This is a genomic window from Nostoc flagelliforme FACHB-838 (genome assembly GCF_014698065.1).
Taxonomy (GTDB): domain Bacteria; phylum Cyanobacteriota; class Cyanobacteriia; order Cyanobacteriales; family Nostocaceae; genus Nostoc; species Nostoc flagelliforme_B.
Genome location: NZ_JACJSI010000066.1, coordinates 1 through 21,896, shown reverse-complemented (window position 1 = coordinate 21,896; position 21,896 = coordinate 1). Strand labels below are relative to the sequence as shown.

The 21,896-nt window shown below is 41.7% G+C and carries 18 protein-coding genes, 1 tRNA gene and 4 pseudogenes; 12 read left to right on the top strand and 11 right to left on the bottom strand.

Annotated features, from left to right (window positions below; all coding sequences use genetic code 11):
• Window positions 1-151 precede the first annotated feature (151 nt).
• Together H6G97_RS24955 and H6G97_RS24950 are read left to right on the top strand one after the other, a co-directional pair.
• Window positions 152-1,258: pseudogene (locus tag H6G97_RS24955) on the top strand (RNA-guided endonuclease InsQ/TnpB family protein); the annotation flags it as partial.
• 79 nt (window positions 1,259-1,337) lie between these two features.
• Complete coding sequence (locus tag H6G97_RS24950; RefSeq protein ID WP_190943309.1) at window positions 1,338-1,646, top strand: hypothetical protein; 309 nt, start codon at window positions 1,338-1,340, stop codon at window positions 1,644-1,646.
• A gap of 431 nt (window positions 1,647-2,077) precedes the next feature.
• Here the strand turns inward: H6G97_RS24950 and H6G97_RS24945 are convergent, their stop codons facing one another.
• On the bottom strand, window positions 2,078-4,276 hold the full coding sequence (locus tag H6G97_RS24945) for an amylo-alpha-1,6-glucosidase (RefSeq protein ID WP_190943308.1): 2,199 nt from the start codon (window positions 4,274-4,276) through the stop codon (window positions 2,078-2,080).
• A gap of 131 nt (window positions 4,277-4,407) precedes the next feature.
• Here H6G97_RS24945 and H6G97_RS24940 point away from each other — a divergent pair, with 131 nt between their 5' ends.
• The 3 genes from H6G97_RS24940 to H6G97_RS24930 all read left to right on the top strand — a co-directional run bounded on the left by H6G97_RS24940 (window position 4,408) and on the right by H6G97_RS24930 (window position 6,499).
• Entirely contained in the window at window positions 4,408-5,019 is a 612-nt protein-coding gene (locus H6G97_RS24940) for a peroxiredoxin (RefSeq protein ID WP_104905071.1), read from the top strand.
• Window positions 5,020-5,251: 232 nt separating this feature from the next.
• The gene (locus H6G97_RS24935) at window positions 5,252-5,794 is read left to right on the top strand and encodes a peroxiredoxin family protein (RefSeq protein ID WP_190943307.1); all 543 of its coding nucleotides are present in this window, start codon (window positions 5,252-5,254) and stop codon (window positions 5,792-5,794) included.
• A 51-nt stretch (window positions 5,795-5,845) separates the two neighbouring features.
• Complete coding sequence (locus H6G97_RS24930) at window positions 5,846-6,499, top strand: glutathione S-transferase N-terminal domain-containing protein (protein ID WP_190943306.1); 654 nt, start codon at window positions 5,846-5,848, stop codon at window positions 6,497-6,499.
• A gap of 62 nt (window positions 6,500-6,561) precedes the next feature.
• On the opposite strand, the gene H6G97_RS24925 is transcribed toward H6G97_RS24930, so the two are convergent.
• From H6G97_RS24925 to H6G97_RS24915, 3 genes and pseudogenes are all read right to left on the bottom strand, one after another.
• Window positions 6,562-7,587: a DnaJ C-terminal domain-containing protein gene (locus H6G97_RS24925; protein WP_190943305.1), complete on the bottom strand. Its 1,026-nt coding sequence runs from the start codon at window positions 7,585-7,587 to the stop codon at window positions 6,562-6,564.
• A gap of 119 nt (window positions 7,588-7,706) precedes the next feature.
• Window positions 7,707-8,216: pseudogene (locus tag H6G97_RS24920) on the bottom strand (AAA family ATPase).
• 83 nt (window positions 8,217-8,299) lie between these two features.
• A complete protein-coding gene (locus H6G97_RS24915) occupies window positions 8,300-9,589 on the bottom strand; it encodes a glucose-1-phosphate adenylyltransferase (protein WP_190943304.1) in 1,290 nt (429 codons plus the stop codon).
• A 550-nt stretch (window positions 9,590-10,139) separates the two neighbouring features.
• On the opposite strand from H6G97_RS24915, the gene H6G97_RS24910 reads away from it, so the two are divergent.
• Entirely contained in the window at window positions 10,140-11,057 is a 918-nt protein-coding gene (locus H6G97_RS24910; RefSeq protein ID WP_199349622.1) for a C1 family peptidase, read from the top strand.
• Window positions 11,058-11,089: 32 nt separating this feature from the next.
• Here the strand turns inward: H6G97_RS24910 and H6G97_RS24905 are convergent, their stop codons facing one another.
• From H6G97_RS24905 to H6G97_RS24895, 4 genes and pseudogenes are all read right to left on the bottom strand, one after another.
• On the bottom strand, window positions 11,090-11,593 hold the full coding sequence (locus H6G97_RS24905) for a WD40 repeat domain-containing protein (protein ID WP_190943303.1): 504 nt from the start codon (window positions 11,591-11,593) through the stop codon (window positions 11,090-11,092).
• 66 nt (window positions 11,594-11,659) lie between these two features.
• A pseudogene (locus H6G97_RS56060) lies at window positions 11,660-11,779 on the bottom strand (hypothetical protein); the annotation flags it as partial.
• A gap of 45 nt (window positions 11,780-11,824) precedes the next feature.
• Window positions 11,825-12,283 carry a WD40 repeat domain-containing protein gene (locus H6G97_RS55465; protein WP_338421840.1) on the bottom strand — a complete coding sequence of 153 codons (459 nt, stop codon included), beginning with the start codon at window positions 12,281-12,283 and terminating at the stop codon, window positions 11,825-11,827.
• A gap of 429 nt (window positions 12,284-12,712) precedes the next feature.
• A pseudogene (locus tag H6G97_RS24895) lies at window positions 12,713-14,623 on the bottom strand (nSTAND1 domain-containing NTPase); the annotation flags it as partial.
• A 146-nt stretch (window positions 14,624-14,769) separates the two neighbouring features.
• Here H6G97_RS24895 and H6G97_RS24890 point away from each other — a divergent pair.
• Window positions 14,770-15,141 (top strand): CU044_2847 family protein, encoded by a 372-nt coding sequence (locus H6G97_RS24890; protein ID WP_190943300.1) that lies wholly within the window; start codon window positions 14,770-14,772, stop codon window positions 15,139-15,141.
• A gap of 43 nt (window positions 15,142-15,184) precedes the next feature.
• On the opposite strand, the gene H6G97_RS24885 is transcribed toward H6G97_RS24890, so the two are convergent.
• Window positions 15,185-15,484, bottom strand: a complete 300-nt coding sequence (locus H6G97_RS24885; RefSeq protein WP_190943299.1) for a hypothetical protein — start codon at window positions 15,482-15,484, stop codon at window positions 15,185-15,187.
• Between the two features lie 114 nt (window positions 15,485-15,598).
• Window positions 15,599-17,326: a S8 family peptidase gene (locus tag H6G97_RS24880; protein ID WP_190943298.1), complete on the bottom strand. Its 1,728-nt coding sequence runs from the start codon at window positions 17,324-17,326 to the stop codon at window positions 15,599-15,601.
• Between the two features lie 628 nt (window positions 17,327-17,954).
• On the opposite strand from H6G97_RS24880, the gene H6G97_RS24875 reads away from it, so the two are divergent.
• Window positions 17,955-19,421, top strand: coding sequence for a glycoside hydrolase family 13 protein (locus H6G97_RS24875; RefSeq protein ID WP_190943297.1), 1,467 nt, complete (start codon window positions 17,955-17,957; stop codon window positions 19,419-19,421).
• A gap of 93 nt (window positions 19,422-19,514) precedes the next feature.
• Here H6G97_RS24875 and H6G97_RS24870 read toward each other — a convergent pair whose 3' ends face one another.
• Window positions 19,515-19,934 carry a fasciclin domain-containing protein gene (locus tag H6G97_RS24870; RefSeq protein ID WP_190943296.1) on the bottom strand — a complete coding sequence of 140 codons (420 nt, stop codon included), beginning with the start codon at window positions 19,932-19,934 and terminating at the stop codon, window positions 19,515-19,517.
• A gap of 149 nt (window positions 19,935-20,083) precedes the next feature.
• Between H6G97_RS24870 and H6G97_RS24865 the strand changes: the two genes are divergently transcribed.
• The 4 genes from H6G97_RS24865 to H6G97_RS24850 all read left to right on the top strand — a co-directional run bounded on the left by H6G97_RS24865 (window position 20,084) and on the right by H6G97_RS24850 (window position 21,492).
• On the top strand, window positions 20,084-20,320 hold the full coding sequence (locus H6G97_RS24865; RefSeq protein ID WP_094351515.1) for a DNA-directed RNA polymerase subunit omega: 237 nt from the start codon (window positions 20,084-20,086) through the stop codon (window positions 20,318-20,320).
• Window positions 20,321-20,342: 22 nt separating this feature from the next.
• Entirely contained in the window at window positions 20,343-20,951 is a 609-nt protein-coding gene (locus tag H6G97_RS24860; protein ID WP_190943295.1) for a hypothetical protein, read from the top strand.
• 51 nt (window positions 20,952-21,002) lie between these two features.
• Window positions 21,003-21,368: a DUF1818 family protein gene (locus tag H6G97_RS24855; protein ID WP_190943294.1), complete on the top strand. Its 366-nt coding sequence runs from the start codon at window positions 21,003-21,005 to the stop codon at window positions 21,366-21,368.
• A gap of 50 nt (window positions 21,369-21,418) precedes the next feature.
• A tRNA-Pro gene (locus H6G97_RS24850) sits at window positions 21,419-21,492 on the top strand.
• Window positions 21,493-21,896: the final 404 nt, after the last annotated feature.

Genomic DNA, 21,896 nt, shown 5'->3' with positions numbered 1-21,896 from the left:
AGTGAAACGTCCTATTGATAATTTTTACCGCAGGTAAAACAGTTAATAGGATAGTTGAGCTTTTGACAAATCATTACGAAGGCTTTTTCTGAGCACGAATATATTCTTTGATGATTTCTAAAGGCGCACCACCTACTGATCTCAAGCTTTACAGTCAACATTAAAACGTGTCGATTTTGCATTTCAACGCTTTTTTAAAGGTTTAGGTAAGTATCCCAGGTTCAAGCCAATCAGACATTATTCTGGCTGGAGCTATCCAAGCTTTACGGGTTGGAAGGCACACAGTGCAGGAGATAACGGCTATTTAGAATTAACCAAGATAGGTCAGATACAGATGCGAGGTAAAGCTAGACTTTGGGGGCATCCCAAAGCACTAGATATAGTTCATCGCAATGGTAAATGGTTTGCATCTATAGTTTTAGAAATAGATGATACGTTGTTGAAAAATAGCCGTAAAACTGATTGTGGTGTAATTGCAATAGACTTGGGATGCAATGATGCCATTGCCTGGACTAATGGAGAAGATAATGGTTTGATTCTTGCTCCCAGATTCTTTAGGTATGCAGAGCAAATCATTAAACAGTTAAGTAAAAAAAAGCGGCGTAAACGCTCATCTAATTTCAAGAAAAAACAGAAAGCTTCTAGACGGTGGAAAAAGGTTCAGAAACAAATTAGCAAGTTATATCGTCAGGTTGCTAATAAGCGTCAGAATTGGGTTCATCAACAGACTACACGAATTATTAGCAGTAACAGCACGGTAGTCACTGAACACCTAGAAGTCAAAAACATGAGTGCTAAAGCTAAAAAGGGTAAACGCAAGAAGCAAAAATCTGGTCTAAACAAATCGATCCTCGATGTTGGTATGGGAATGATTAAGCAATCCCTTAAAGCTAAGTTAGATGATGTTGCTGGTGTATTTGTTGAAGCACCAACCAAGAAAATCAAACCATCCCAAACTTGTCCTAAATGCGGTCATCAAGAGAAGAAAAGTTTAGACCAGAGGGTACATATTTGCAGTAATTGTAAATACACTCAGCAACGTGATATTGCATCTTGCGAAGTTCTTTTACTTTGGTACTCGAATCAACTACCTGGGTTTGGAACGAACCTAGTAGGCGCAGATGATTCTAGCTCTACTTCACATACCCGCAAAACTGCGGCAAGTATGAAGCAACTAGGTCAGAGGAAGCGTCAAAAATCCCAGACTAGTCCAGAGGATGTAGAAACCCCTGGCTCAAGCAAACCTAGCCAGGGGTAGTTCATCAAGTATGTAATTAATCGTATTGTTGATGTAGTGCAGCGTAATTGAAGCTGCCCAGAAGTAATTATTGTTACAAATGAACACTAGTACTTCAATATATGATAGCTTTATAAGCCTTGATAATCTCAAACTTGCTTGGGATCGTGTTCGCTACTGCGATCGCTCTGATTCACGAGACTGGATTGGCCTAAAAGTATTTGCTGCCAATCGTGACCACAACCTTGAACTACTCAGACAAACTTTGACGGGGAGAACTTTTGAAGCTTCATACCTAGAAATTAAGTACCTCCCCAAGGCATCTCGCAGGTTACGATGTCGAGATTCGCTTTGTAGCACCCAAAGGAAAGCGATCGCACAAAGTCGAGCCTCTAAGGATTTCTCTTAAGGAGTTAGTTTAGTCCTGTGATTGCTCTCACCAAAAGCATCCCTTTTTACTTGGATAACTAGCTATCCAATAAAGGAGGCAGACCCAAGAACGATTACTCTGACAAAATTGCGATGTCTACGACGGGCGTAGCTGCGGCACCAAAAAAGATACTCAACTTGGTGGTCAATCGTTTACTCCTGAGTAGTCTTTCTTCTAATTCAGGAACAAATGGGCAAACCGGGAGTGATAAGTAATATCATGTTCGACTTAATACTTATGTCATTGCGAGCGTAGCGCGGCAATCCCAAACCTTTGCGATTGCTTCCTTCCACTTCGTTGCATTCGCAATGACATATTATAAGTGATTTGCCGAACATGATATAAGATGTGAGCAACCGATATTTTTCAGCAGGTTAGAAGTTCCTTGGTCAAGAAAATTATATTCAGCACTATTTAATGTGGCGAATTACTTCGGCAACTGACCAAGCTTGAGCGATCGCTCCTCTGGGCTTATGAGGTGCATCGCCATCAAAAATCTCAGAAATAGAACCAAGACAAGCGTCAAATAAGAAGTGATCTAGCAGAGGTTGCCAATCAAAAGGCAGCGATCGCTGTGGATAAAAACGTTGCCAAGCCCGAATATATGGCCCAATTAGCCAAGCCCAAACAGTGCCTTGGTGATAAGCGCGATCGCGTTGCTCTTGATTGCCCTCATATCTCCCTTTGTATTCGGGATCTCCTGGATCGAGACTGCGAAGACCATAGGGGGTAAGTAAGCTGAAAGTTGCCAAATCTAATACTTGACACCCTTGCTGTTCAGAAAAGGCGCAATGGTGCAGTGACAGCGCCAAAATGGCATTGGGACGAACTTGAAAATTCCGGCGATCGTCCGGCTCAATAGTATCGTATAAATAACCCAGCTGAGGATTCCAGAACTTTTGCAGCGAGGTTTTCACATTTTGTGCTTGTTGAGCATAACGCTGTGCTTGCTTAGTGAGACGCACTGAATCACCAAACTCAAGCTGGCTTAAGCACTCTGCCCACCGACTTAGCCAGCATAAAGCTGAATACCACAGCGCATTGATTTCCACTGCCTTACCGTAACGGGGAGTAACGGGATGTGCCCCAATTACCACATCCATCCAGGTAAGGGCTACACCAGGAGCATCCCAACTAACTAGCCCATCAGTAGCATCGATCTGGATATTGAAATGTGTACCACCGACAAATGCTTTGTAGATTTGCTGTACTAAGGGGAATTGCTCTGCCAAAAATTCCCAGTCTTGGGTAGCTTCTAAATAAAGTCCTAAAGTTTCAATCCACCACAACGCCGCATCAATACTGTTATAAATCGGTTCGCCATTGACATCAGGAAATGCATTAGGAATCAAACCGTGGCGACAATAATGTCCAAAAGTTCGCAATACTCCTTTTGCCAGGTCAAAGCGCTGTGGAACTAATGCCAACCCCGGTAAGGCGATTAATGTGTCGCGTCCCCAGTCATTAAACCAGTGATAACCAGCAATGACCGTGGGGCCTGCAATTGAGGCTCGATAAACAATAAACTGATCGCTTGCTTTGAGTAGTTGTTGCCTAACTGGGAATTGGGGATTGAGTATTGGAGATTGGGGATTGGAAAACTCTTCCCCAGCCGCCAGTCCCCAATCTCTAGCCCCTCCTTTACTCCATCCAAAAATCTGTGAGAGCCTTTCTTGCTCTGCCTCCACGGCTTCTGCAAAGGTTTTAGGGCTGAGAACACCTGACACCGAGTCGGGAAAACCTACTCGTGCTTCTAGAGTCACAGCATCTCCTGGTTGGAGTGTGACTATCAAATAACCAGGACTGTACAAGTCTTCTTTGTCGCCTAATCCCCGTTTCGTCTCCTCAGACAATCTATAATCCCAATACCAAACTGCATCTGGTTGATAATTTCCTTGTGTCCAGCGCAAGTGCCAAGGTATACCGAAATGCCCAGAATTGATTGCTTGCAGACAGATTTGCTGTTGCCCTAGTAATTGTGAAAACTTTAATTCTTGACTAGCAGTCTGCTGATGGTGAAAGTCCCGTTCTGCTATCAACAGTCGCAACCGTAAAATTGCTGTATGACTCCCCTCATAGCGATACTGAATTAAAATTCGATCGCAAAATTGGGCAGGGGAATTGGGCATGAGGCATTGTGGAGCCAGTGCGTTGGGCGGCTTTGCCGACTTGTGCGCTTTTAGCGTTCCCCCAGGGTAGCAACTAGCATCATGGGGCATTGGGTATGGGGCATTGCTTATCCCCCCTTGTCCCCAGTCCCCAGTCCCCACCAAACCATAGGGCATTAGCAATTGTCTAGTTAACTGCCAGTTATCTTGACCCCAAGTCCATTTTGGAACTGGGTTAATATCAAAAGAGCGTAGCAGTTCGTAGCCTGTCCGCTCAATTTTACCGTTACCCCAAAAATTTGTGCCCAGTGCTACAACACTCCCTAATACTTCCAAACTAGCTTCTAGGTGCGAAAACAGCAGAGTTCGCCCAGAAGGTGGGTTTGTCGCGGCAAACAACCAACCATGATAAGTGCGCGTGCGGACACCAGAAATTGTACCGCTAGCAAAACTTCCCAAGCCATTAGTAAGCAACCATTCTCTTGTATCTAAATCAGACATTTGCTACTCAAAATCGTTATGAGTATGATATAGTCGTAACAGATCGTAATTAAACTGTGAGAGCGTGGATGGGTGAGTTTTACTTGACCCGAATTCCAACGCTACTAAACCGATAAAGGAGAATTAGGTTAATGTCCCTTACTTACGGAACCGAAGGAAGCCTCCGCGTTGGTCAACAAGCTCCCGATTTCACAGCAACGGCTGTGGTAGATCAGGAATTTAAGACAATTAAACTTTCCGATTATCGCGGTAAGTATGTCGTCCTGTTTTTCTACCCATTAGACTTTACCTTTGTTTGTCCTACTGAAATCACAGCATTTAGCGATCGCTACGAAGAATTCAATAAAATCAATACTGAAGTCCTTGGGGCTTCCGTTGATAGTGAATTCTCCCACCTCGCTTGGATTCAAACAGATCGTAAGTCTGGTGGTGTCGGCGACCTGAATTATCCTCTAGTCTCCGACATTAAGAAAGAGATTAGTGCCGCTTACAACGTTCTTGACCCAGCAGCAGGCATTGCCTTGCGCGGTCTATTCATCATTGATAAAGATGGTATCATACAGCACGCCACCATCAACAACCTAGCTTTTGGTCGCAGCGTTGATGAAACCCTGCGGACATTACAAGCAATTCAGTATGTTCAGTCTCACCCCGACGAAGTTTGCCCAGCTGGTTGGCAACCTGGTGACAAGACAATGAATCCTGACCCAGTGAAGTCTAAAGTCTACTTCTCTGCTGTCTAAATTTTGTTAGCTAGCAAACTCTAATCCATACTGTTGGAGTTAAGAGCAAAATCAATGAAAACCACAGATAAACAGAGATACACATTAAACAGTGTCAACCTCCGTGTCTATCTGTGGTTTTCTCATAAAATGGTATTTAAATAATCAGAGTTAAAAATATATTCAGTTTCAACATTGATGGCGACAGCTATATCCCATAACTTTTTGACAATCTAAAAGCCAAAATACTATTATGCTTACTTCAACTGATTTTAGTGGTTTATTCAATGAGCGATTTTTCCGTAATTTATTACCAGTTCCAGCTAGCAATAAACTTAGATTGGAAGTAGGAACACCAGACTTTCAACTGCCAGATATTACCAACGGAAGATTAGTAAAATTATCTGATTATAAAGGCAAACAACCCATATTAGTTGCCTTTACTCGCATCTTTACCGAAAAGCAATATTGTCCTTTTTGTTTTCCTCACATCAAAGCTTTAAATGAAAATTATGAACAATTCAAAAATCGCGGTATAGAAGTTTTAATGATTACTAGTACCGATGAAAGGCAGAGTCAAATAGTTGTGAGGGATTTAGGCTTAAAAATGCCATTATTGAGTGATCCTAGTTGTAGAGTTTTTCGTACCTATCAAGTAGGACAAGCACTGGGAGCGCCTTTACCAGGACAGTTCGTATTAGATAAAGAAGGAAAACTCCGCTACTGGCATTTATTTTCTTTTTTAGATCACAATGCTAGTGTTGAAACATTGTTAGAGCAATTTAATCGAGTGTAAAGTGTAAAATTAGCAATGTCTGCTCTACTTATAAAGCTGTGAGGTTTCCTCGTGCTGACACTTTACCATGCCCCAATTTCTCCCAATTCGCGCCGCGTCTGGATTAGTCTGTTGGAAAAAGGGCTTGAGTTTGAATTGGTAGAGATAAAACTGGATGGAGAGCAGTTTAAACCAGATTTTTTAGTAATTAGCCCCTTCCATCACATTCCGGCTTTAGTCGATGACGGCTTGAATGTAGTGGAATCCTTAGCAATTCTGGACTATTTAGAGGCAAAATATCCCACACCTGCGATGTTGCCTAAAGATGCCAAAGATTTAGCGATCGCACGCATGGTACAACTGGTAACTGTAAATGAACTTTTGCCAGCAACCACTACATTTTTTCCTCAGTATCTAGGCTTGCCTGGAGGAAATCCAGAAAAAATCGAGCAGGCGCAGCAGAAAATTGCCATAGTGCTGAAGTTTTTTGAAAATTTATTAGACGATCGCCCTTACTTTGCTAGTGAAAACCTCACTCTTGCCAAGGTTGTAGCTGGGACTGTAGTACCTTTGCTGCCCATTGTAGGCATATCTTTGAGTGAATATCCAAAATTAAATGCTTGGTGCGATCACTTAGTTGCACATCCAACATGGCAAGCTACCGAGCCTACACCTGAGGCAATAGAAGCGTTTAAATCCATTCTGATGGCGAGAATGGCGCAGTAAATTCATACCTAATTAATTTAGAAACGCAAAGCGGCACTTCGCGTTTCTAAAATCCAAAATATTCACAGCCTGACTTGGTTCAAATGACTGCGGGGATTATAAGTACGTATAGCCCGGATTTTTTCATAATATTCCCGCTCTTGTTGGCTGAGGTCTTTTGGTGGAACGATCGCCACTTTCACCAGCTGATCGCTGCGTCCTCCCTTGGCGAGGGGCCAACCTTTGCCACGTAAACGCAGAGATTGACCAGAACGCACCCCTGCTGGTAGTTTGACATTAACTGAACCATCAGGAGTAGGTACATCAATAGATGCTCCTAAAGTGGCTTCATCTGGGGTGATTGGCACTTCGCAAACAAGATTATCGCCTTCCATTTGGAAAAACGAGTGTGGCTGAAGTTCAACTTTTAAGTATAAATCCCCGCGTTGTTGAGTCATGGGGTTGATTTGACCTTTGCCCCGCACACGCAGACGAGTACCAGTTTTAGCGCCAGATGGAATGCGGACATCTATTGTTTCGTTACCTAAACTGAAGCGCTTTTGCACACCATTAAAAGCTTCGGTAAAAGTGAGAGCGATCGCAGCTTCACTATCCTGGTTAGTACCCGCACCTGCATCTTGAAACCCAAAATCGTTAAAGCTGCTGCTAAAGTGGCTTGACGTACCTGGAGAAGTGCGGTAAGAGTAACTTTGTGAGCTACTTTGTCGCCTACCACCAGGGCTAGCACTACCAGAGGTAGCACCACCAAAGCGTCCTAGCAGCTCATTAATGAACTCATCAAAATTGCCGTATTGACTGAAGTCAAAGTTACCCATATCCGGGCCAACACCGCCAGATGGGAAACCTTCACCAGCTTGTTTCCAATATTGACCAAATTGATCGTATTTTTTGCGCTTATCTGGGTCTGACACAACCTCGTAGGCTTCGCTAACTTCTTTAAAGCGTGCTTCTGCCTGTTTGTTATTTGGGTTGACATCAGGGTGATATTTGCGGGCTAGTTTACGAAAGGCTTGTTTAATCTCCTCTGGACTGGCAGTCTTACTAACTCCCAAAATTGCGTAATAGTCTTTGAAGTCGGTTGCAGCCATCTACCAGCCTCCTATAGAAATTCCCGTTATGTTTTTTTTTAAGATAAGAGATATTAGTTTGCCTGGTATAGTGCCAAGCGAAAAGCATCTGACTTTAAATTAACAAAGAATATAGAAAATCAAGTGTGGTTCTCGCTCATCGAGCGATCGCAATTTCCGTACTCCGATTTTTCTGATAAGCGGATCAGGTTGTCTAGTCCTTCTTCCAGGCTTGGGGGAGCATCCCGGAGTTGACGGTGCATTCGCAAAATAATTTCTTCTGGAACTTGGCGCGATCGCCTTTTATTCCGTGCCAAACATAGCCAGACTGGTGTATCTACCCAAATTACCGTAATGTGGGTAAAACCCAACTCACGCGCTAAAGCAATGACATCACGACGATGGCGGCGCTGGGCATTAGTGGCATCAAAAATAGCTTGATTAGTTGTGGAAATAGCTTGCTGAAATTGCCGCTCAATTTCGCGCCAAATCAGCAGCCACGGCCCCTGAACGGCTTAGGAACCGAATAATTGCCCCCGGATGGCATCTGTAGAAATCAGCGCCATTTGGGGGCATTCTGCCAGTAATTGTTTTGCCAAAGTTGACTTACCGCTACCTGGAAGACCAATTAGCAAAATGAGTTTAGTCATTTGTCATTTGTCCTTTGTCCTTTGTCATTTGTTACTTGTAACTATTAACTAATGACCAATGACTAATGACCAATGACTAATGACTAAATGATGGTTCCATCGGGAATTACAGCATTTTTCAACACGACAACGATGCCACTGCGGATGTAGAAACCTTGATTTTCCCGTTCAGCTTCTTGCACGTTATCTTTATTAATTATTTTGACATCATGACCGATACGGGCATTTTTATCGATGATGGCACCGCGAATGATCGTGTCTATACCGATACCTACGGGAATGTCGTTTTCTATTAAGTTAGATTGGCGTTCCACAGAAGCTTGGTAAAAATCTGCACCCATGAGCAAAGATTCCTCAATGACGCAGCCGGATTCAATCCGCGATCGCACTCCCAACACTGAATGTTGAATGCGGCAATTTTTCAAAATACAACCTTCGCCAATAATTGATTCCGTGATCTGGCAATCTAAAAGTTTAGTCGGAGGCAAGTAACGAGCGCGGGTATAAATTGGTGCGTGTTCATCGTAGAAACTAAAAGGTGGCTGGGGCTGCTGAGTCAGGGCTAAATTGGCATGATAAAATGCCTCAATTGTTCCAATATCTTCCCAGTAGTCATCAAAAAGGTAAGCTTGAACGTTGTAATCTTTAGAAGCATCAGGAATAATTTCTTTACCGAAATCAGTCCTTTCTGTACCTTCTCTCAACAACTTGAACAAAACCTCTTTTTTAAAGACATAAATCCCCATTGAGGCGATGTAAGGCTGTTGCTTGGCTTGTTCTTTTGTTAATCCCAGTACGCTTGTATCAACTTGCATTTGGGTTAACGCTTCACCTTTGGGTTTTTCGCTAAAATCGATTACTCTACCAGAATCATCAATTTTCATCAAGCCAAAATCTGAGGCGCGGCGCTCATCGATGGGGATGACTGAGAGAGTAATATCAGCCCCCGTGTCCCTATGGCGCTGGATAAACTGGCGATAATCCATGCGGTAGAGGTGATCGCCTGAGAGAATTAGATATTCTTCTACATCCCATTCTTCCATTAACCACAGATACTGACGTACAGCATCGGCTGTACCTTGGAACCAGTTGGGATTTTCTGGTGTTTGTTGTGCAGCTAGCACTTCCACAAAGCCTTCATTGAAACCAGTAAAGTTGTAAGTACGGGCGATGTGACGATTCAGGGAAGCTGAGTTGAATTGTGTCAGGACGTAGATTTTGAATATTTCGGAATTTATGCAGTTACTAACAGGGATATCGATTAGGCGATACTTACCTGCTACTGGTACTGCTGGTTTAGCGCGGAGTTTGGTTAGCGGGTAAAGCCGAGTACCCGCGCCACCACCAAGGATGATTGATAATACTTTTTTCACAAAATTTCTCCCGACTGCCTTTCAACTCTCACTCTCAGTTTAGGACTGTCTGCCACCACACGTAAGGGGGATCATCTGATTCTTAGGGATGAATTTTACAGAATGCTACTGATGATGGATAGTACTGCTACCAAACAATCAACTAGAACATTTGTATTAATTGAGGTGGAAGTGTAGGAAGTTTCGACTACACCTCCCTCGTGTAGAAATTTATGTCTGTGATAGGCAGCTTGCAAGAAAAAGAGGTAAATAGTCTGTAACAAATCTCGTTATAAAAATAAATTTAAAAAAGTTCTATGTGTAATCCGTAAAATATTATTTTTATAGTGTATTCACTTACAGTCAGCTAAAAGATTTTAGAGACTATTGCTTAGAGAAAATAATCAAAGACTCTAAGAAAAAAGAAAGGATTAAACTCCAACAAGCAACTTTAGTAAATGATTGTACGTTACAAATAGAGAACAGGACAGTAGTTCAAACGAACGGGAGGGAAGATGAAACTAGCCTGCTCTTACCTTTCAAAGAATTAACAGACCAAAGTTCAGGAAATTTGCAATATCGTTTACCTTCCCATATAGATTTACGGCAATGGTGTTCTCCAATTGAGCAGCAAGGAAACCTTAAGTCATGCACTGCAATAGCTGGCGTTGCCTTAGTAGAATTTTTTCAAAGAAAGATAATGGGCGAAGATATAGATGTCTCCAGCCTCTTTCTCTACAAAGTTGCACGAAAATTGATGCACTTAACTGGAGACTCTGGAGCATCGACCCGCTTCACAATGAAAGCAATGGCACTTTTTGGCATACCTCCAGAGGAATATTGGCCTTATGAGATTGAGAATTTTGACGAAGAACCACCTGCTTTTTGCTATGCCTATGCTCAGAATTATCAAGCACTTCAGTATTTTAGGCTTGACTTACCTCAACTTTCAAAAAAACAAGCATTAGTTCAAATCAAAGCTTTTTTAACTGCTGAATTTCCTGTAATGTTTGGGTTTACAACCTATAGTTCTCTTTTTAATAAGAAAACCGTAAAAACAGGAAAAATTCCTTATCCTACTAGAGGCGAAAAGATGTTGGGTAGTCATGCAGTTGTTGCCGTTGGTTATGACGACAATAAAATAATTGACCATCCCAAGGATAAGTTCATTAAGGATTCTAACAAAAATTTTCCAACTCAAGGAGCTTTCTTAATTAGAAATTGCTGGGGTGAAGATTGGGGTAAGGACGGTTATGGTTGGCTACCCTATGAGTATGTGTTACAGGGGTTAGCTACTGACTGGTGGTCATTACTGAAGAATGAGTGGATTGATGAGGGGCAGTTTGGCTTGATAGCTAAGGATGGTGTTCTTCTCAACGGAAGTTCTGATAGAAATAATCAAGGAGATCCTAATGAACATACTCAAGGAGAAGACAATCAAGCGATTATCAAGACTCAAGGCAATAATAAGGGTCAAATTCACAACTAAAACAGCATTCTAAATACTTAAGTTGTTCATTTTTATTTAAAAGAGCATATACCAGATTGGTTATTCAAATAATCTGGTGTATTTTTATTGGTTTGTGAATATTCTTCTAAAAATTTACAGCTATACTTTAACAAGTTTTCCACCTTGGGGGTAACATCTGTTCTAGAATTGCTTTGCCACTTCCAGAGTCTTACAGTTCCATCATTACTGGAAGAAGCAATTATATTGCCATCACGACTAAACTCTAGCCGATTAATTTGTTGAGTATGTCCTTTCAGAGTTGCTATTAAATAACTTTCTCCATTAATAGCTTTATCTACATCCCACACTTTTACAGTTTCATCAACACCGCCAGAAGCGAGCATTTTACCATCGGGACTAAAATCTAAGCCGTATATTATACTTATATGAGCATTATTGATTATTGCTATCGGTTTTTTCTCTTGATTTTTAGTATTCCAAATAAATATATTACCATGCTCATCGGCAGAAGCCAGTAAGTTTTTTCTCTGTAAACTATATCTAACTATGTACAAAGCTTTTTGACCATGTGTACCAATGTTTTTTGGGGGAGTATCATTTTTTTTCCAATCCCAAATTCTGACACTACCATCATCATCGACGTAAGCAATTTTTGAACTGTCATTAGGGTCAATGTCTAGACTGTTAACTCGATGTCTTTGATTTACAGGATATCCCTCCTTTTCAAGTAATTCTTTAATATTTAATGTGTTAATGGGTTGAGGTGGATTATCTTGAATATCAGTTTACCAAACTTTTATGATTCCATTCCGATCGCCAGAAGCAATAATTTTATCATCTCGACTAAAACTAACATCATAAACAGTATTATTATGACCTGTAAAAGTTTTTATCAGTTTATGTTCTTTCGCGTCTATATTCCAAAGCTTAAACGTTTTATCTTGACTTGTAGAGGTTAGAAGTTTACCGTTATGGCTAAATCTTACACTCCAAACTCCAGCATCATGTTCGGGCAAATCGTATAAGAACTTGCCATTTTTCTCCCAAATCTTGATTTGCTTGTTGTAACTAGAAGAGGCTATTTTACCATCAGGACTAAAACTCACACCCCAAACCTTATCTTTATGACCTTCTAATCGATTATGCTCTTTCACACTATAGATAATGGATTGCAGTTGCTTTAGTTGTTCAGTGTTTTTTCCATCTACCTTCTTTAATCCCTGTAGTGCTTGCACACTCGTCATTAATGCTTCAAGTTGCTTATCGGCATCAAGTAATGTGTGAGACACTTTAATCCATGTATTGACTTCTCCCATTTTGACTACTTGTGCATTATTTTTTTCGGATTTAACCCACAACCCCGCTAATGCAATTGATATAACCGCTAACACTACAACCGCCTGGGTTCTTTGCCTTTCAGCTTTAACTTTGGCTTTTTCCTGTTTAACTTTTTCTCCTTCTGCCTTAGCTCTGGCTTCCGCCGCTTCTCGCAATTGCCGTTCTTGCTCTAATTTGGCTTGAATTTCTCTGTCTCGCCTCTCCAAACTCTTATGCAAAAATTCTGATTCTAATGGCGTAAGTCTTGGCTGAGTCTTATTCACCCACTCAGAAATTACAGCTAATTTTGCACCTGTCAATAGTGCTTCATCTAATTTATTAAACCTTTGTAACCATTCCTGACAATCTTCTTCCAAAGAACGACTGAGACGAATATTTTCTATATTTTCAGCAATCCAAGTATTTAATAATTTCCACTCAGATAAAAGTGCTTCATGAGCAACTTCAACCGTCTTTTCATCAGTAATAATTAAGCGTTGTTGAAAACCCGCCAGCAATCCTACAACCCGTTGCAGTTGTTGTGGAGAATCTGAAATAGCTTCTAATCTATCCCAGCTAGCATGCCGTCGCGTCACTTCTCCAGCTTCACCTAACTGCACCAATTCCATAAATAAGCAACGCGCAAAGGCTTGATCTATAGTTGTTAAACTTTCATACAAAATTGTTGCTCGTTTATCTAAAGCTCCTTTAACCCCGCCAATTTCCTCCTAGCCTTTGCGAGTTAAAAGCGGTTCTGGTGATTCAGGTTCTTCAATGCAAACTCGCCACAATTCTTTAAGCGCGTATTGCAGTATAGGTAATGCACCCGGACGGTTGATAACATCGGCGGAAATTTGCGAAACTAAACCACGCTCAAACGTGACACCATGTAATTTTGCTGGTTTTTCTATTGCTTCTTCTAACTCAGTAAAAGACATCGGTGTGACGATAAATGATGTGGGAGGAATGCTATTGATGAGAGTAATAATTTCTAAATAGTCAGCACAACGATTTAAAAAATCACCGCGAATGGTCAAAATTATCCGCGTTTCTCCCTCACCTTTTTTTACTTCTTGTGCTACTAAGCGGATAAAAACTTTGCGTTCCTCATCGTCTTGACAAAGTGTAAATACTTCTTCAAATTGATCGATAAATAATAGATGCGGTTTATTTTGCTGCTGTTGTCGAGCTAAAATATCAACTAATTTACCTAAAGGATGTTCTCCTGGTGTAAAAGATGCGATCGCCCATTCACTGCTTCCAGGGAGGCGATCGCCTTTTAGTTGCGGTAACAAACCTGCTTTTACTAAGGAAGATTTACCACTACCTGAATAGCCAATTACAGCCAAAAAACGACTCTCTGCTAAACGCGAAATTAGCGTGCGAACTGCTTCATCTCTTCCACAAAAATATTGCGCTTGTTCTGATTCAAAAGCATAAAGCCCCCGATAAGGATTTTCCTGATTGAAAGCAATTTTTTCACCTGTGGGAATATCTAATTGGGGATAAGTAACCAAAGTAATCGAACGTCCCCAACCCATGCGAATCGGTTCCTGTACTGAACCTTTAAGTTCGTTGCTGACAAAATCAAACAAGCGATCGCCACTAATTCGCCTACTATTACCTACATTTTCTACTGCTAATCCCTTAACAACTGCACCTGTGAAAATACTATATTCTTCACTCTTAATCACTCCGGCGCGTTCAAAGCCACGACAAGCTGTAATTAAGTAATAATCCTTTTGCGAACTGAAAGCGTTAAGAGTTCTTTCTATTAATTGCCTTTCTAAAAAATAGCCGCTATGACAGCAATCGAGTAGCATCACTAAACTACTCAATTGCGAATCTCGAATTAAGTCGTTAAGGCTATCCAGGGGAATGCCATATTTTTGTTCAACATTTTCGTTATCCTTAAATTCAATCTGACAATCTGAACTTGCCAAATATCCCTTTTGTTGCCCCAAATTGTCGGAAATAGTAAAACCATGTCCGCTAAAATAAATCAGCGCTTCATTATTAGCAGCTTGCTCTAGTAAAAAAGTTCTCAAATCTTGGCCAAGTTGAGCACCTGTAACTTTTGACGCTGCCATTTCATAGCCGTTTTTATCTTTATTCCAGCGCTGTGGTAGTCTTTGCACAGACTGGAAATCACCATACTGCTCTAAGAGTTGCGCGATCGCTTCAGCATCATTTGTAGTCTTCGACAAACGCGGTAATGATGGGCTGACATACTCAGCGATGCCAATAACAAGCGCGTATCGTGCCATTTAACACACCTTGAGTTGGTAAATGCAGGATAATCTTGATAGACACAATCGATGACTGTGTTGCTAAAAACAACACCATTTATTATTTTTCCGCAAGCAAACTGAAATTTTTCAGACACGATACAAAAGTTTAACTGAGGTAACTTATGTCAGAAGTACAACAACTCTTTTTCCAAGCAGACGGGGAGATTGAGCAGATTGAGATTAATGTCACAGCCACCGAAATAAGTTCGGAAATTGACGAGGAGGATGATGGCATAGAATACAAGGATGTGCGAACAGATGCGATCGCTCGGATGCAACAAGCTCGTCAAATGATTCGCTCCTATACTATGTATGCTCTTAGTGCTTTTAAAGACTTTAATGCTGCTGAGATTGAGGAGGTAAGACTTAAATTTGGCATTAAGTTGGGTGGTAAAGCAGGTATTCCTTACATTACCGAAGGCTCTGCTGAAAGTAATCTAGAAATTGAGGTGAAGTGTAAGTTTCCAGAAAAACCAAAACCTGATTCACAGTAACAGCAACGAATTATCAGCACAGTGCAAGAGTAAGCACTACCCATTAAACACCCAACTTCGGTGTATTTATTCTCCTATTAACCAAACCTAATTGCTGCGATCGCTTCAAATACTTCACCCAAGATTGCTCTGACAACTGAGAAATGGCATTTGGTGACAGTGTTGCTGTGAAAATATCTTTGCCACTATTAACACCACTGACACCAAAACTTTCTAAAACAGCAGTTGCATCAGAGTTTAAAATTGGTTCAGTATGAATAAAAACTGTCAAACTCCGTTCTTCTGAATTTTGAACATCATTCAGCGCTGTAGCAAGAGCAGCATCTAATTTCTGATAATTCATCAGCAATTCCTTGGTAAAAAGGGTAGACAGTAATTGTCTACCCTAACTTATCAAATTTATAGGTTATTATTGCCTACCCTTGTACAGAAATAATATCCACCTTTCTCCGTCTAATTACAGATTCAAAGCGTTAATCACTCCATAACCCCATTTCTCATCAAATGTGCCAGGGGGTTTTCCAGGAATGGCACTATTTTCACGTAACAAGCCTTTCACAGCAGCCGGATCAAGTTTAGGATCTCGCTGCAACAGCAGTGCTACTAACCCACTTACAAACGGTGTCGCCATACTTGTACCCGCCTGCACCACAAACTTAGAATTAATCATCGATGAACGGTCAAAATTTGCATCGGCGGAAAGAGTGGAAATAATCATCGCTCCTGGTGCTGCTACATCCGGCTTGTGTCCATTATTGCGTAGGGGGCCTTCACTACTGAAGTCGGAAATAGTATTTAATTCTAAGCCCATTTCTCGCACTTGGTTATCAATATCTGTGTACTTGGTTCTGGTAGTATAGGCAGCAACTGTAATTGCACTGCTGGCGGCTCCTGGTGAGCCAATTTTTACCGCATCCTTCACACTTTTACCTGTGAAAAACACTGATGAAGTGTCATCTAGTGTCCACACATTCAAACATGTGTCAGTTGAAGAACAGTTGCGGACTCGCAGCTGCCAAATGCCTCCCATGACTTGCGAAGGGCCAATACCACGTATCTGCACAAAGAAATTATGGTCGCCGTTGGCTTGGTCTGGCGCTGGTGTCGCTAATTGTACCCGTGCATCTGGTAACTGATAATCTTGTGCAGGATTACCGTCAGTAATTATTTTTTGAAAGGGAGTGACAAAACCGTTAGGACTCCGCACGGACACTTCCAATTCGCTATCTTTGGAATACCAAGCGTTTAACCAAACTATGCCTACTTGATTCAAAGGAACATTAAAGCGCATACCACGAGTGCGTCCACTGGGTATTGTCGTTTGTCCATGAATGTTAGCGTTTCCTTCGTTACCCGCAGCAGAGCAAACAATTCTTCCAGGGCCAGTTTCGGCATCAATAACTTTGGATAAAGAATCACTACCATCATGGGCATCAGCGTGTCCGCCCAAGCTGAGATTTACCACTGCTGGGCGTCCTAACTCTTTAGCAAGTCGGAAAATGTAACGCACAGCATCAGCAATGTGGGCATCCTGTAAATCTGACCTGACAATAACTAATTCCGCTTCTGGTGCTATACCGCCATAGCTAGCATCAGCACCGGCGGCAATTCCCGCAACGTGAGTGCCATGACCACTAGTATCCTGAGAAATTGTCAGTTGCGCTCCCGTCAATTCAGCCCCATAGCCGCCCTCTGTGACTCCTGGCCCTGGCAGTGTTTGATCCCAAATGTGTAAAATTCGTCCAGCAAAGGCGGGGTGTTTCGGATCAATGCCACTGTCTATAATGCCGATGATTACTCCTTTACCAGTCAGTCCGGTTTTGTTCTGGAATTCCGGTAATTTGACTGCTCCCATTGCAGTGTCCATCCTCAAATGAAGTTTGCGTGATGGCTTGATGCGTTGGATAACATCTTCTTCAGATAAGACATCTAAACTTTCTAACGGTAAGAAAGCTGTCCGCACACTCCCAGAGTTTTGATTGACTTCAATATTATATTGTGATAGGTAACTTAAGTCTGCATCAGGGTCGCAGTAGATAAAAACGACACTCTTAGTGGGCTTTACCGGGCTTTTATGGGCAATGATGCCAAGCGATCGCTTGTGTGTAACTAAAGCTTGATCTCCTTCGCTTTGATAGTCTTGAAATGCCAAAAGTAGTCCGGGAGAAAGTTTTTCGTGCTTCATCTTTACCTCAAATTAAATTTATTTCCTGAAAGCAAAATAGTGATTATAGTAAGAATAGTCGCTTTAGTAGGGTAATTTTTTAGCCTTAATTATTTGATGCGACTATAGTTATCTATTGTTTTCATAGATAACATCAAATAAGCTTAGGAGGCGGTAAGTTATTCCTAAGACAATTGCTAATTCATAACTCATATTCCTGAATTACGTCTCCCTCATAGTGATTTTTTCTAACTCATGAGACATTGTTAAGCAGTTGCATCTAAGAATTACCCAAGACTGGGGTAACAGGTAATTTTTATGAAGCTATTAAATTAATCCAGTGTCTGCCTAAATCATTACGGATAAAGTAAATAAAAAGAAATTAAGAATAATTAAGGAATAAATAAAAACTATAAATTTGTTAAATAATAATTTAGGAATCAGTGGTAGGTGTGCCTTGTTATCTGTTAAAAACCAAAACAAACTGTAATCAAAATAATTAAGACTGATAACATTTGCGTATAAAACAGCAGCAAAAAAGTTAAATCACTAATGACTACTGACAGATGACAGATTCTCTATCATAAGTAAGAGCCATAAAGAAGCTAATATTTGCAACGATCGCTTCTGAAGGTACAAAAAGTTATTCATGCAAATTCAAACACCAGACTGGGTAAAGCACGCGGTTTTCTACCAAATCTTCCCAGATCGCTTTGCCAGAAGCAAACAGCCGCGCAAACGTTTGCTGCGTGAAGCCCGTTGGGAAGATTGGGACGCTATGCCAACACTCCAGGGCTATAAAGGCGGCGATTTATGGGGCATCATGGAGGGTTTAGACTACATCCAGGATTTGGGGATTAACGCGATTTATTTCACACCCATTTTTCAATCCGCTAGCAATCACCGCTATCATACCCACGATTATTATCAAGTTGACCCGATGTTAGGGGGCAACGAGGCTTTTAAGGAATTGCTAGATGCAGCCCATCAAAGGAATATCAAAGTCGTTCTAGATGGGGTGTTTAACCATTCTAGCCGGGGCTTTTTCTTTTTCCACGACGTTTTAGAGAATGGCCCCCATTCACCTTGGGTAAATTGGTTCAAAATTGAAGGCTGGCCTCTTTCACCATACAATGGCGAATTCCCTGCAAACTATGTGGGTTGGGCGGGAAATCGTGCCTTGCCAGAATTTAACCACGATAATCCAGAAGTACGAGAATACATTATGGAAATTGCCGAATATTGGATAAAATTCGGTATCGATGGTTGGCGATTGGATGTACCATTTGAAATAAAAACTCCTGGTTTTTGGCAGGAATTTCGCGATCGCGTCAAAGCCATTAATCCCGAAGCTTACATTGTCGGCGAAGTGTGGGGAGATTCTCGTGAGTGGTTGGATGGAACACAATTTGACGGCGTGATGAATTATCTATTTGCCGGGCCGACAATCGCCTTTGCAGCTGGCGATCGCGTAGACTTAGAACAAGTCCAAAGCCGCGACTATCAACCCTACCCACCCTTATTTGCCGCCGAGTACGCCACGAAAATCCAAGAAGTACTGCAACTTTACCCTTGGGAAATTCAGCTAACTCAACTCAATTTGCTAGCAAGTCATGATACAGCCAGATTGATGAGCATTGCAGGCGGTGATATAGGTAGTATAGAATTGTCAACTCTACTGCTACTTACCTTTCCTGGTGCCCCCAGCATCTACTATGGTGATGAAGTTGGTTTACCTGGTGCAATAGATCCAGACTCACGACGTGGCTTTCCTTTAGAGGCTAACTGGGATCAAGAAATTTTCAATACTCACCGTCAATTAATTGCCCTGCGCCACACTTACCCAGCCTTGCGTACAGGTGATTACCAAGTCCTCCATGCTCAAGGACAAATTTATATCTTTGCGCGAACTCTAGGTACAGAGGAATTAATAATTGCCGTCAACGCTGGCACAAGTTCGGCAACAGCTAATGCAGATGTCGTCAGTTTGCATACTCAACCCAACAAGCTTTTATATGGCACTGCTGAAGTTGAGTGGAATGGTGAAGGAGAAACTCAGCAGTTGTCGTTGACTGTCCCCGCACGCAGTGGCTGCATTCTGGGGACTGCGGATTAGGGGCTGGGGCCTGGGGACTGGGAACTGGGGCAAGAAAGAAGAGTTTTCCCCTCTGCCTCTTTTCAATGCCCAATTCCCCATGCCCAATTTACATTACCTTCCTGCCACCATTGCAGGCATCAACACCGCATCAATAATATGGATCACGCCATTGTCTGCCAGAATATCTGTTTTGAGGATATTGGCGTTATTCACCTTAAACTTACCGTCAGCAGATTCAATGGCTACAATTGACCCTTCAAGCGTCTCTGCCTCATTAATCTGTGCCAAGTCATCAGATCGAACATCCCCACTAGCGACATGATACGCCACAATTTTCTGGAGCTTGGGGATATCTTGTAATAGTGAATCTAAAGTTCCCTCTGGCAAATTAGCAAAAGCTTCGTCAGTCGGTGCAAAGAGCGTGAAAGAACCAGGATTTTTCAAAGTTTCTATGAGATTTACAGCTGTAGCAGCCTTTATTAGGGTATTGAAATTACCTGCTGCGATCGCAGTTTCCACAAGGTCAGCCATGAGGGTGCGTTATCTGATACTACAAGTTACTTATAAAGTGACTAAAATATCTTAGCCTCTATCAATAGAGAGGTTGCTGGCATTAAACAGACAGCAGCAGACTGATTTAGTACTGTTACACTGGATAATGACCCCAAGAACCACTGATTATGCTAAAGCGTTCTAAGTTCGAGACAACTCAGTCTCAGATTATGCACCGTGCTGAGGATCTGATTAGTGCAGCCTCAAATCGTTATCGCATTACGGTTCAGGTGGCAAATCGTGCTAAACGTCGGCGTTACGAAGACTTTGAAAGTAACGAAGATGCAATGATGAAGCCAGTACTAAGGGCAATTATCGAAATGTCCGATGAATTGACTCAGCCAGAAATTATCGGCGAATTATAAAAAAGGTTTTAGAGAAGGTAGGATGAGCAAAAATTTCTCGTTCATTCAACCCCTACTTAAACCCTGGCAGACACTCACTGCCTTAATGGTAGTGGGTGTAGTTGTTTTGGGTTCAGGGGCGGACAAATCAATACAGAAAAATTTATTTAGTATCCAACCTGTATATGCTCAAAGAATCACTCCTAGCGATGTTTGGCAGCTAGTGTATCAACAGTTGCCAGATTTACCGCGGGAAAATAAGTATATCAGTAAAGAAAATGGCAAAGTTGCTGAAAACAACACTTTAGTAACTCGCCTAATTCGATACCATATTTATACCAAAGGGCGTGCCCCAATTTATCGCTTCGATTGGAAGCTAACTTTAGCTGATTACCTGGGTGCAAATGAAATTATGTATGATACTACCTATCCAGGCAATGATTCACTACGGCAAAATCCGATAGAAGGCGATCGCAAAGCAATCACTCGTCTCACCCGCAGCGAACGAAATGCCTTAGTGCAAGTCTTAGTGAATATATTTAATCCTACTTCCCAAAATACCTTATCCCCTAACACCAACACTGCACCCAGTCCGAATACATCAACTACTCCACAGCCACTACAACGGGGAGGTGCTGAACTACTGAAATGACCATTGCTTTGCGTTACACCTCTGCGTACCTCTGCGTTTAAAAACTAAACTATGGAACGCGTTATCAAAAGCGGATCGGGTTGGCGTATTGGCTGGAACCCCGATGCACCTGAATTTAAAGGTTTAGTAGGTACAGATGATTGGGCAATAGAGTTAACCGAAGCCGAGTTGAATGATTTTTGCCGTCTATTAGCGCAGCTAGCAGACACCATGAGGCAACTCGCAACTGAATTAATGGAAGAGGAAAAAATTGCTTGTGAAGCCGAAAGCGATTTATTATGGATGGAGGTGGAAGGCTTTCCTCATACTTATAGCCTGCGCCTCATCTTAAATACAGGGCGATGTGTTGAAGGTAAATGGGATGGTTCTGCTGTTCTAGATTTACTGCAAGCTACTGAGATGCTTAAGGTTTTTTAAATTTACCTCTTGATTATCTTAGAGTTTTGCTATATAATAGTAGTCCTGACCGGGGCGTAGCGCAGCTTGGTAGCGCGCCACTTTGGGGTAGTGGAGGTCGTGGGTTCGAATCCCGCCGCTCCGATTGATGATAAGCCATACCTGCTAGTCTTTTTAAAAGATTGGCAGGTTTTTTCATGACACTGTACCAATTACGTATTACACAGAATACAACATTTTTTCTTCACCTTGTAGGTTATTTTTTTAGCCACTCCCACAAAAGCGATTAGATTGCGCCAAGTGACTCATACTGACACCATTTCACAAAATGCCTGATACAGATACGTGAGTAGGGGCGTACAGCAGATTCATTGTATTCCAATACTGCTCGGTTAAGGGAAAATAGATAATGGAATAAATCATAATTTGTTCGCGTATAATCTACGAGAACAAAAACAACTAAAAAGGTTGCTTGTACCTGAAGGCACTCTCGAAAAATTTAATTGTCAATTGCTGAGAATATTTTTAACCTGTTGAATTAGAAATTGA

What these genes read in the sequence shown, in the direction of transcription:
- H6G97_RS24865 (WP_094351515.1), top strand. Translation starts at nt 20,084, where the DNA reads ATGCTAAAGCGTTCTAAGTTCGAGACAACTCAGTCTCAGATTATGCAC.
- H6G97_RS24860 (WP_190943295.1), top strand. Translation starts at nt 20,343, where the DNA reads ATGAGCAAAAATTTCTCGTTCATTCAACCCCTACTTAAACCCTGGCAG.
- H6G97_RS24885 (WP_190943299.1), bottom strand. Translation starts at nt 15,484, where the DNA reads ATGAATTATCAGAAATTAGATGCTGCTCTTGCTACAGCGCTGAATGAT.
- H6G97_RS24925 (WP_190943305.1), bottom strand. Translation starts at nt 7,587, where the DNA reads ATGGCTGCAACCGACTTCAAAGACTATTACGCAATTTTGGGAGTTAGT.
- H6G97_RS24875 (WP_190943297.1), top strand. Translation starts at nt 17,955, where the DNA reads ATGCAAATTCAAACACCAGACTGGGTAAAGCACGCGGTTTTCTACCAA.
- H6G97_RS24945 (WP_190943308.1), bottom strand. Translation starts at nt 4,276, where the DNA reads ATGTCTGATTTAGATACAAGAGAATGGTTGCTTACTAATGGCTTGGGA.
- H6G97_RS24855 (WP_190943294.1), top strand. Translation starts at nt 21,003, where the DNA reads ATGGAACGCGTTATCAAAAGCGGATCGGGTTGGCGTATTGGCTGGAAC.
- H6G97_RS55465 (WP_338421840.1), bottom strand. Translation starts at nt 12,283, where the DNA reads ATGACGAGTGTGCAAGCACTACAGGGATTAAAGAAGGTAGATGGAAAA.
- H6G97_RS24890 (WP_190943300.1), top strand. Translation starts at nt 14,770, where the DNA reads ATGTCAGAAGTACAACAACTCTTTTTCCAAGCAGACGGGGAGATTGAG.
- H6G97_RS24940 (WP_104905071.1), top strand. Translation starts at nt 4,408, where the DNA reads ATGTCCCTTACTTACGGAACCGAAGGAAGCCTCCGCGTTGGTCAACAA.
- H6G97_RS24950 (WP_190943309.1), top strand. Translation starts at nt 1,338, where the DNA reads ATGAACACTAGTACTTCAATATATGATAGCTTTATAAGCCTTGATAAT.
- H6G97_RS24870 (WP_190943296.1), bottom strand. Translation starts at nt 19,934, where the DNA reads ATGGCTGACCTTGTGGAAACTGCGATCGCAGCAGGTAATTTCAATACC.
- H6G97_RS24935 (WP_190943307.1), top strand. Translation starts at nt 5,252, where the DNA reads ATGCTTACTTCAACTGATTTTAGTGGTTTATTCAATGAGCGATTTTTC.
- H6G97_RS24880 (WP_190943298.1), bottom strand. Translation starts at nt 17,326, where the DNA reads ATGAAGCACGAAAAACTTTCTCCCGGACTACTTTTGGCATTTCAAGAC.